The sequence below is a fragment of the Nocardia cyriacigeorgica genome (assembly GCF_010858045.1).
GTDB lineage: Bacteria > Actinomycetota > Actinomycetes > Mycobacteriales > Mycobacteriaceae > Nocardia > Nocardia cyriacigeorgica_E.
Window position 1 is genome coordinate 43,149 of record NZ_JAAGVC010000012.1, and the last position, 9,281, is coordinate 52,429.

General features: G+C 67.6%; 9 protein-coding genes. 6 read left to right on the forward strand and 3 right to left on the reverse strand.

Annotated elements, in window-relative coordinates; translation table 11 throughout:
* Window positions 1-107: 107 nt before the first annotated feature.
* Window positions 108-785 (reverse strand): NAD(P)-dependent oxidoreductase, encoded by a 678-nt coding sequence (locus GV790_RS13840; RefSeq protein WP_163813754.1) that lies wholly within the window; start codon window positions 783-785, stop codon window positions 108-110.
* 104 nt (window positions 786-889) lie between these two features.
* Here GV790_RS13840 and GV790_RS13845 point away from each other — a divergent pair, with 104 nt between their 5' ends.
* Together GV790_RS13845 and coaE are read left to right on the forward strand one after the other, a co-directional pair.
* Window positions 890-1,606, forward strand: coding sequence for a TetR/AcrR family transcriptional regulator (locus tag GV790_RS13845; RefSeq protein WP_195007339.1), 717 nt, complete (start codon window positions 890-892; stop codon window positions 1,604-1,606).
* Between the two features lie 671 nt (window positions 1,607-2,277).
* Entirely contained in the window at window positions 2,278-3,483 is a 1,206-nt protein-coding gene (gene coaE, locus GV790_RS13850) for a dephospho-CoA kinase (protein ID WP_163813756.1), read from the forward strand.
* A 7-nt stretch (window positions 3,484-3,490) separates the two neighbouring features.
* Here the strand turns inward: coaE and GV790_RS13855 are convergent, their stop codons facing one another.
* A complete protein-coding gene (locus GV790_RS13855) occupies window positions 3,491-4,015 on the reverse strand; it encodes a DUF402 domain-containing protein (protein ID WP_163813757.1) in 525 nt (174 codons plus the stop codon).
* 100 nt (window positions 4,016-4,115) lie between these two features.
* Here GV790_RS13855 and uvrB point away from each other — a divergent pair, with 100 nt between their 5' ends.
* Window positions 4,116-6,290: an excinuclease ABC subunit UvrB gene (gene uvrB, locus GV790_RS13860; RefSeq protein WP_104359525.1), complete on the forward strand. Its 2,175-nt coding sequence runs from the start codon at window positions 4,116-4,118 to the stop codon at window positions 6,288-6,290.
* A gap of 138 nt (window positions 6,291-6,428) precedes the next feature.
* Here the strand turns inward: uvrB and GV790_RS13865 are convergent, their stop codons facing one another.
* On the reverse strand, window positions 6,429-6,899 hold the full coding sequence (locus GV790_RS13865) for a VOC family protein (RefSeq protein WP_163813758.1): 471 nt from the start codon (window positions 6,897-6,899) through the stop codon (window positions 6,429-6,431).
* A 52-nt stretch (window positions 6,900-6,951) separates the two neighbouring features.
* Here GV790_RS13865 and GV790_RS13870 point away from each other — a divergent pair, with 52 nt between their 5' ends.
* The 3 genes from GV790_RS13870 (at window position 6,952) to GV790_RS13880 (ending at window position 9,251) form a co-directional block, all read left to right on the forward strand.
* On the forward strand, window positions 6,952-7,842 hold the full coding sequence (locus GV790_RS13870) for a helix-turn-helix domain-containing protein (protein WP_163813759.1): 891 nt from the start codon (window positions 6,952-6,954) through the stop codon (window positions 7,840-7,842).
* A gap of 79 nt (window positions 7,843-7,921) precedes the next feature.
* Window positions 7,922-8,335: a DoxX family protein gene (locus GV790_RS13875; protein WP_163813760.1), complete on the forward strand. Its 414-nt coding sequence runs from the start codon at window positions 7,922-7,924 to the stop codon at window positions 8,333-8,335.
* A 463-nt stretch (window positions 8,336-8,798) separates the two neighbouring features.
* Window positions 8,799-9,251: a universal stress protein gene (locus GV790_RS13880; protein ID WP_014350356.1), complete on the forward strand. Its 453-nt coding sequence runs from the start codon at window positions 8,799-8,801 to the stop codon at window positions 9,249-9,251.
* The last annotated feature ends 30 nt before the right edge of the window (window positions 9,252-9,281 follow it).

Consider the following 9,281-nt stretch of genomic DNA (forward strand, 5'->3'; position numbering starts at 1 on the left):
ATGGACCGGGGCCTTCGGGCTTGTCCGGGCCGATCACCGGTGCGGGGCCCGGTGATCTCGGCCGCCCGCCCGGATCGCCGCAGGCAGGACCTGCGGCGAGGGGGCAATCAGGCGGCGGCGACAGTGAACCGGCGTTGCACGAACCGGGAATTCTCGGCCTCGTCGATGAGCGCGACCGCGAGATCCTCGGCCGAGATATCGGTATCGGCCGCCAGGAGCTGATCGCCGCCGAGGCGGTAGCGGCCGGTGCGCACACCCGGATCGATCCGCCCCGAGGACGGGCTCAGGTACGTCCACTGCCGGTCGGAGAGCCGGTACACGTTCAACGCCTCGCGCAGCGCCGAGATCACCCGGTGATACTCGACCGGGACCCCGAGATTCTCCGGCAGCCCCTCGGCGAACCCCGGCTGATCCACCAGCTGCATCCCGGGCGCGACCTCCAAACTTCCGCCACCGCCCACTGCGATCAGCCGAAGCGCCGGATGACGGGTCATCGCCCGCACCATCGCCCGCGCACCGACCACGAAATCGTCGGCCTTGGCAATGGTGTCCTCGATTCCATGTCCCGCATTCACCGCGCTGACCACCACATCCAGGCCGGCGATAGCCTCCGCGACACTATCGGCATCGCGCCAGTCCGCCACCTGCCAGCTGACGCCCTCGCGCGCCGCGGGAAACCGTGCCGCATCACTGGCGAACGCCCGCACCGTATGCCCGCGCCGCCGCGCCTCCTCGACCACCCGCGAACCGATGACCCCGCTCGCGCCGAACACCCCGATATCCATCCCGACTCCTCTGCTGTACATGCCGTGCAATTACTACACGGCGTTCAGTTACTGCACGGCAGATGGTACTCGCACGCTGTAGAGTGTCAACCGTGGTGGAGGCGATGACGAGTCGGCGAGAGCGGCTGCGTGCTCAGACGGCGCAGGAGATCAAGACGGTCGCGCTGCGATTGCTCGACGAGGGCGGTCCCGATGCTGTGACACTGCGGGCCATCGCCCGCGAGATGGGCATGACGGCGGGCGCCATCTACGGCTACTACGCCACTCGCGACGAACTCATCTCGACGCTGATCACCGAGGTCTACACGGCGCTGCTGGACCGCGTCGAAGCGGCCCGCGACGCCATCGCCGCCGATGATCCGGGTGCTCGCATCATCGCGTGGGGCGAGGCGGTGCGGGACTGGGCGGTGGCGCGACCCGCCGAATTCCGGCTGATCTACGGTGACCCGGTCCCCGGCTACCAACCCCCGCCCGGCGGCCCCGCCGCCGGGGCGCGGCTACGGGCCTGCACCGGCCTGGTCGGGCTGGCCGCCGCGGCCTGGCCGCACGGCGCCGACGGCCGCGCGGACACCTCTCCGGAATTCGCGTGGACGGATTTCGACGCCGATCTGGTCGACCATGTGCGCACCGATTTCCCCGATCTCCCGCCCGCGGGGCTGGCTCTCGCGCTGCGCATGTGGGGCCGGATGCACGGGCTGGTCGCGCTCGAGGTGTACGGCCATCTGCGCCCGCTGGCGCAGGATCCGGCGCGGCTGTTCCGGGCCGAGATGCTCGACCTGGTGCATTCGCTGGGACTGTCGCCGCAGCTGCCGCGGCGATAGTCGTCGACGCGCACGACAGTGGCCCGGTCGCGAGGACCGGGCCACTGTCGTGGAAGTGGGCGTCAGCCCGCGGTGGCGGGAACCCAGCGCACCGAGGGCGTCACGGAACGCCGGCGCATGGCGGCGAAACTATGCCGAGCCGGACTGATCAACGAGGTGAACCATGTGCGGCGATGCTCGGCGAGCGCAGCCGCGACGGCGGGGATTTCGATGCAGTGCACGCCTCCCGCCATTCCCAGGCGGTGGCGACCCGTCTGGTTGTTACTGGTGCCCAATGGTCTTCCTTTGCTTGATGGTTCTGGCCTGGATCGCCACGGCGAAGATTAGCGGACCCGAAGTCGTCGGCAGTGTATTTTGCCGAAGTAATTGCCCGGCGTGTCGGAAAGTTATCGCTTGGAAACCGACTTCGGCAGGAAATGTTGCGAGATGGTCTCGGCCGCGTCACGGAACGGGCAATTGCGGTGCAGGGTGGTGAAAAGGGATGCGGGAGTGGGTATCCAGCATGGTCGGCATATTGCTAGCGAAAGCGAAGGCCGATTCCATGCGGTGCCGCGGATTTCCGGCCCCGATTCACGCGGGGCGTCGTCGGCCCGCATCCACTGTTCGTGGCGGCACCGCCCGTGGATGGGTACCGAATGGGAGCTCGGCCGCCCGGATGCGAAACTGGTCGGATGTTACGAATCGGCCTCACCGGAGGCATGGGTGCCGGCAAGTCGACCGTGGCGCGGATCCTCGCCGAACGGGGCGCGGTGGTGATCGACTCGGATGCGATCGCGCGCGAGGTCGTCGCGCCGGGCACCGAGGGGCTCGCCGCTCTGGTCGAGGCCTTCGGCCCCGATATTCTGGCCGCCGACGGTAGTTTGGACCGGCCCGCGCTGGCGGCCAGAGCCTTCGCCGACGACGACGCGCGCGCCCGGTTGAACGCGATCACGCACCCGCTGGTCGGCCGCCGCACCACTGAACTGCTGGCCGCTGCCGCGCCGGATGCCATTGTCGTGCAAGATATTCCGCTGCTGGTGGAGAACGGCTTGGCGCCGCTGATGAATCTGGTGATCGTGGTGGACGTGGCCGCCGAGACCCGCATCCAGCGGCTCGTGCACTCGCGCGGCGTGCCCGAAGCCGATGCGCGCGCCCGCATTTCGGCCCAGGCCACCGATGAGCAGCGACGGGCCGTCGCCGACGTCCTGCTCGACAACAACGGGCCGGCCGAAGCCATCGAATCCGCTGTACACCAGCTGTGGGACGAACGACTTGTGCCCTTCGAGCACAACATGCGCACCGCCCGGGTGGCCGAGACCGAACTGCGGCTGGTCGCACCCGATCCGCAGTGGGCGGCGCAGGCGCAGCGGTTGATCGCCCGGCTGTGGGTGGTCGCGGGGGCGGCGGCCTCGCGCATCGATCACGTCGGGTCGACCGCGGTGCCGGGACTGCTCGCCAAGGACGTCATCGATATCCAGATCACCGTGGCCGATCTCGCCGCCGCCGACGGCCTGCGTGACGCACTGGGCGCGGCCGGATTCCCGGTGGTCTCCCGGATCGTGCACGACAACCCGAAGCCGACCGAGGCCGATCCCGAGGGCGTTGACACCGAGCTGTGGGCCAAGCGGTTCCACGGCAGCGCCGACCCGGGCCGTCCGGCCAATGTGCACCTGCGTGTCGACGGCTCGCCCGGTCAGCAGTTCGCGCTGGCCTTCCGGGACTGGCTGCGCACGGATGCCGGCGCCCGCGAGGAGTACGCGCGGGTCAAGCGCGAGGGGGAGTCGAAGGCCGCGGGCTTGTCCGGTGACGAGGCGATGGTGGCCTACCTGGCGGTGAAGGAACCGTGGTTCGACCAGGCGTACCCGAAGATCATGCGGTGGCGCGCGGAGCAGGCCTGATCGCCGCTCACAGCCAGCTGAGCGGCATACCCCGCGAAGCGGTCCAGGCCAGCAGGTCGTGGCCGTGCGCGGCGATACCGTCGATGGCCGCGGTGGCGGTGGCGATCGCCTTTTCCGCGGTGGCCGCGTCCACCAGACCGGCCTGCAGCGCCGCCAGCAGTTCGTCCACGTCGAGCAGACGGGTATCGCGTCCGGTGCGCACCAGCAGATCGAGATAGTGGTCCACCGACCGCCACTTCTTGGGTTCGACCTCGGTGAACTCGCCGATATCGATGTAGTAGTCCTGGTTACGCAGATGCGCGGCGGTGTAGTGGAACACCGTCGCGCGGATCGACAGCTCGGGCAGCAGCCACGACTCCATGTAGTGGAACGACGGATGATCGGCGGTGCGCGCCATGTACAGGCCCCACGGCTCGACGCGGTAGTTCTGCACCGGCCGGACGAACCCCTTGGGATCGGTGTTGGTGAGCTCGGCGACGTTGAAGTACTCCACCTTCGGCCGGTGCACGTGCACGGATGGTGCCTGAGTCATGTCCCGAGAATCTACCGTCAGCGATGCCGTTGTCCAGGCCGGTCGTGGCGCGGCTCTCCTCGGCCGAAATCTGTCGGTGGCTGCGCCTACCCTGGTGACCATGGCATTCGCAACCGAGATCCCGGCCGACGAACAGGGCGGCACCCCGCTGGCCCATTCGGAGTTCCGTCCGGTGGGCGAGATCGAACGCGCCGGTGGCCGGTTCGAGGTCGTCAGCCCGCATCAGCCCGCAGGTGATCAGCCCGCCGCCATCGATGAGCTCGAACGCCGCATCAAGGCGGGGGAGCGCGATGTGGTGCTGCTCGGCGCCACCGGTACCGGTAAATCGGCCACCACCGCGTGGCTGATCGAGCGGCTGCAGCGGCCGACGCTGGTGATGGCGCCGAACAAGACGCTCGCCGCGCAGCTGGCCAACGAACTGCGCGAGATGCTCCCGCACAACGCGGTCGAGTATTTCGTCTCGTACTACGACTACTACCAGCCCGAGGCCTATATCGCGCAGACCGATACCTATATCGAGAAGGACAGCTCGATCAACGACGATGTCGAGCGGCTGCGCCATTCGGCGACGTCGAGCCTGCTGTCGCGCCGCGATGTGGTGGTGGTCGCGTCGGTGTCGTGCATCTACGGCCTCGGTACCCCGCAGTCCTATCTCGACCGCTCGGTGCAGCTGCAGGTGGGCACCGAGGTCGATCGGGACGCGCTGCTGCGGCTGCTGGTCGATGTGCAGTACACCCGCAACGACATGGCCTTCACGCGCGGCTCGTTCCGGGTGCGCGGCGATACCGTCGAGATCATCCCCTCCTATGAGGAGCTCGCGGTCCGTATCGAATTCTTCGGCGACGAGATCGACGCGCTGTATTACCTGCATCCGCTCACCGGTGATGTGGTGCGCCAGGTGGATACGCTGCGGATCTTCCCGGCCACCCACTATGTGGCCGGCCCCGATCGGATGGAGCGCGCGGTTCACGATATCGAGGCCGAGCTCGAGCAGCGGCTCGCCGAATTCGAACGGCAGGGCAAATTGCTCGAGGCGCAGCGATTGCGCATGCGCACCCAGTACGACCTGGAGATGATCCGTCAGGTCGGGTTCTGCTCCGGTATCGAGAACTATTCGCGCCATATCGACGGCCGCCCGGCCGGGTCGGCGCCCGCGACGCTGCTCGACTATTTCCCCGAGGATTTCCTGCTGGTCATCGACGAGTCGCACGTCACGGTGCCGCAGATCGGCGGCATGTACGAAGGCGATATGTCGCGCAAGCGCAACCTCGTCGAATACGGGTTCCGGCTGCCGTCGGCCATCGACAACCGGCCGCTCACCTGGGAAGAGTTCGCCGAGCGGATCGGGCAGACGGTCTACCTGTCGGCCACCCCCGGCAACTACGAGCTGGGGCAATCCGGTGGTGAGGTGGTCGAGCAGGTCATCCGCCCGACCGGTCTGGTGGATCCGAAGGTGATCGTCAAACCGACCAAGGGCCAGATCGACGATCTGGTGCACGAGATCCGTCAACGCACCGACCGCGACGAACGCGTCCTGGTCACCACCCTCACCAAGAAGATGGCCGAGGACCTCACCGACTATCTGCTCGGTCTCGGGGTACGGGTGCGGTATCTGCATTCGGAGATCGACACCCTGCGCCGGGTGGAACTGCTGCGGCAGCTGCGCCTCGGCGAATACGACGTGCTGGTCGGCATCAACCTGCTGCGTGAGGGCCTCGACCTGCCCGAGGTGTCGCTGGTGGCGATCCTCGACGCGGACAAGGAAGGGTTCCTGCGCAGCAGCACCAGCCTGATCCAGACCATCGGCCGCGCGGCGCGCAACGTGTCCGGCGAGGTGCACATGTACGCGGACAAGATCACCGATTCGATGCGGCACGCCATCGACGAGACCGAACGCCGCCGCGCCAAGCAGATCGCCTACAACGAGGAAATGGGCATCGACCCGCAGCCGCTGCGCAAGAAGATCGCCGACATCCTCGACCAGGTGTATCAGGAGGCCGACGACGAGGTCGCCGTCGGCGGCTCGGGCCGCAACGCCAGCCGCGGCAGGCGCGCCCAGGGCGAGCCGGGGCGGGCGGTGAGCGCCGGCGTCATCGAGGGCCGCGATGTGAAGTCCATGCCACGCGCCGAACTGGCCGACCTGGTGAAGGAACTGACCGACCAGATGATGAACGCCGCGCGCGAATTGCAATTCGAGCTCGCCGGTCGGCTGCGCGACGAGATCGCCGACCTGAAAAAGGAGCTACGCGGAATGGATGCGGCCGGGTTGAGCTGAGTGGTGTCGTCGGCCACCGGGTCTCGTCGTCCGGAGCGCTGCGGGGCCGCCGCTCGCCGGCCGGCCCCGCGGCGGCTCCCGGGCCGGGTGCCGCCGCAGCCGACGGCGCCCGGCCGCCCGGCCCGGAATGAACAGTGCTCAGCCCTGGGTTGCCATCCATTCGTTCACGCGGCGCTCGGCCTCTTCCCGCGAGACATCCTCGACCTTGGTCATCACCGCCCACCGGTGGCCGAACGGGTCGATGATCACGCCGAAACGATCGCCGGTGACGAAGGTCTGCGGTTCTTCGACACAGCGGGCCCCACGCTCGACCGCACGGGCGACGGCCGCGTCGGTGTCGGGGCAGTAATGCACGAGGGAGGTGTGCACCCACTCGCCGTTCGGTGCGAGCACTCCGTTGTCCGGAATCGGCATGCCCAGCTGGAGCGTGGAATCGCCGATCTTCAGCTCCGCGTGGGCGGGCTGACCGTCGGGCAGATCGTTGCGGGTGATCATCTCGGCGCCGAAGACCTCGGTGTAGAAGTCGATCGCCTTGTTGGCGTCGGCGACGGCCAGGAAACAGGTGATGGAGTGGTAGCCGTCGGGAATCGGATTCACAGTGCTTGTCATGTCTTTCATCCTCGGCGCTACGGCCGCGGTGATCTTGTAAGAAAGCGACACCATGGCCGAGCGGGGTGATCGCGGCGCCCTCACCGGGCGCAAAGGGATCCTGCATCCGGACGAGCAGGCCAGGTATCGCACCCTGAACCGGCTGCCGGTGGGTCCGGCGGTGGCCGAGTTCATCGACTGGTATTGGTCGGTGCGCTGGGATCTACGCGGCCGGCCGCCGTATATCGCCGAGGTGCTGCCGTTTCCGTGCGTGAACGTCACCTTCGAGCGGTCCGACGTCAAGACCGGCGGCTTCGTCAACGGCGTCTGCACCACCAAGTTCGTCCGCGAATTGTCCGGCGCCGGTGAAACGTTCGGGATCCGGTTCCGCGCGGGCGGATTCGGCGCGTTCACCGGACTCGACGTCGGCGAATTCCGCGACCGCACCGTCGCCCTGGCCGAGGTGCTGCCCGACGCGGATCGGCTCACCGCCGCGGTACTGGCCGAGCCCGGCGATGCGGGCCGCCGCGACATCGTCGAATCGTTCTTCGGCCGCGGACTGTCCGCGCCCGACCCGAACTACGACCTGGTGCGGCGCATCGTCGCGGCGATGGCAGGCGACCAGGAACTGACCCGTGTCGATCAGGTCACCGAGCGCTACGCGGTGTCGATCCGCACCCTGCAACGGCTGTTCCGGCGCTATGTCGGCGCCGGTCCGAAATGGGTGCTGCGCCGCTACCGGCTCCAAGACGCGGCCGACCTGCTCGCCCGGGGCCGGGCCGAGGATCTGGCGGCACTGGCGGCCGAGCTCGGCTATTACGATCAGGCGCATTTCACCCGCGAATTCACCGCGGAAGTCGGAATGGCGCCGGCGGAATATGCCAAACACACCCTTCGCGCCCGCAACGAGGTCACCGCGAAAATGCTCCCGCGCGGCGAGGAGATACCGGAACAGTTCCGATAGATCATTTCCGGCCGAACACCGGCCGGTCGAGTGGTTGAATTACGCATCATCTACCCACCGGCGAAACGAGGAGCTGGACATGGATGTCGTGGTGTTGATCGGCCGGGTGTTGTTCGTTGTGCTCTTTTTCGGCTCGGCCATCGGTCACTTCACTCAGACCGAGGCGATGACCGGTTACGCGCAGAGCAGGGGTGTGCCCGCGGCCAAGGCCGGAGTGCTCGTTTCGGGATTGCTGATGGCGCTCGGCGGTCTGAGTGTGCTGCTCGGCATCTGGGCCGATCTCGGTGCGCTGCTGCTGTTCATCATGCTGCTGCCGACGGCGGTGCTCATGCACGGGTTCTGGTCCGAAACCGATGCGGAGGCCAAGCAGATGGAGATGATCCAGTTCAACAAGGATCTGGCGCTGGCGGGAGCGTCGCTGATGCTGTTCGCCTTCTTCGCCCACACCGACGAACTGGGATTGACCATCACCGGACCGCTTTTCAGCCTGTGACGGAGCGCACGCGCTAATATTGCGGTCCGCATCCGCAGTGAAAGGGAACGCATGGACATCATCGGCGCGATTCTGGGTATTTTCTGGGCCGACTACCGGCAGTGGCCCTGAGCCCAGTACCTGCCGGCCGCCGGCCCGTTCGTGATCGCGGACGGGCCGGAGCTGTTTCCGGCACCGGGCATGTGATGAATGTCCCAGAGCGGCAACGTCGTTCACCGATGTTGTGGCAGATCACAGCCCAGCCCGGGCCGGTTTGGGTCCGCCCAGGTAGAGCAGGCCATGCGGTATTCGCCCAGGCCGGGCCGCTGCCACCGCGGGTGAACACTCCGAATGTGATGTGTTGCGAATTCTGATAATTCCGGGCGTATTGCCGCTATGGTCGACCCAGTCGCCGCGCCGAAGCCCCGACACGCCGGGACGAAAAACCTGACGCAGGCGTCCGACCCGCACAGTTGGAGGAGAGATGACCGCCTACCGGACCATTGTCGTCGGTACCGATGGCTCGGACTCGTCGTATGTCGCCGTCGACAAGGCCGCCGCACTGGCCGGGGCCGCAGGCTCGACCCTGATCGTTGCCTGCGCCTACTACCCGACCGACGACCGTGAGGTCGCCGCGGCCGCCGATGTGCTCAAGGACGAGGCCTACCAGGTGCGCGGTTCCGCGCCGACCAACGAGATCCTGCGCACCGCCCGCGACCGGGCCACCGCCGCGGGCGCCAAGGAGATCGTCGAGCGCGCCATCGTCGGCGAGCCGGTCGAATCGCTGCTCGACCTGGTCAAGGAGACCCAGGCCGATCTGCTCGTCGTCGGTAACCGCGGCCTCAACACCCTGACCGGGCGCCTGCTCGGCTCGGTGCCCTCGGACGTCGCGCGCAAATCGCGCTCGGACGTCCTCATCGTGCACACCGTTCGCTGACACCAGCCGCGGGGTCGCCGCCGGTGCGGC

Excerpts from the sequence above, each read along its gene's own strand:
- GV790_RS13880 (WP_014350356.1), top strand. The coding sequence starts at position 8,799 with ATGACCGCCTACCGGACCATTGTCGTCGGTACCGATGGCTCGGACTCG.
- GV790_RS13865 (WP_163813758.1), bottom strand. The coding sequence starts at position 6,899 with ATGACAAGCACTGTGAATCCGATTCCCGACGGCTACCACTCCATCACC.
- GV790_RS13855 (WP_163813757.1), bottom strand. The coding sequence starts at position 4,015 with ATGACTCAGGCACCATCCGTGCACGTGCACCGGCCGAAGGTGGAGTAC.
- uvrB (WP_104359525.1), top strand. The coding sequence starts at position 4,116 with ATGGCATTCGCAACCGAGATCCCGGCCGACGAACAGGGCGGCACCCCG.
- GV790_RS13870 (WP_163813759.1), top strand. The coding sequence starts at position 6,952 with ATGGCCGAGCGGGGTGATCGCGGCGCCCTCACCGGGCGCAAAGGGATC.
- coaE (WP_163813756.1), top strand. The coding sequence starts at position 2,278 with ATGTTACGAATCGGCCTCACCGGAGGCATGGGTGCCGGCAAGTCGACC.
- GV790_RS13840 (WP_163813754.1), bottom strand. The coding sequence starts at position 785 with ATGGATATCGGGGTGTTCGGCGCGAGCGGGGTCATCGGTTCGCGGGTG.
- GV790_RS13875 (WP_163813760.1), top strand. The coding sequence starts at position 7,922 with ATGGATGTCGTGGTGTTGATCGGCCGGGTGTTGTTCGTTGTGCTCTTT.
- GV790_RS13845 (WP_195007339.1), top strand. The coding sequence starts at position 890 with ATGACGAGTCGGCGAGAGCGGCTGCGTGCTCAGACGGCGCAGGAGATC.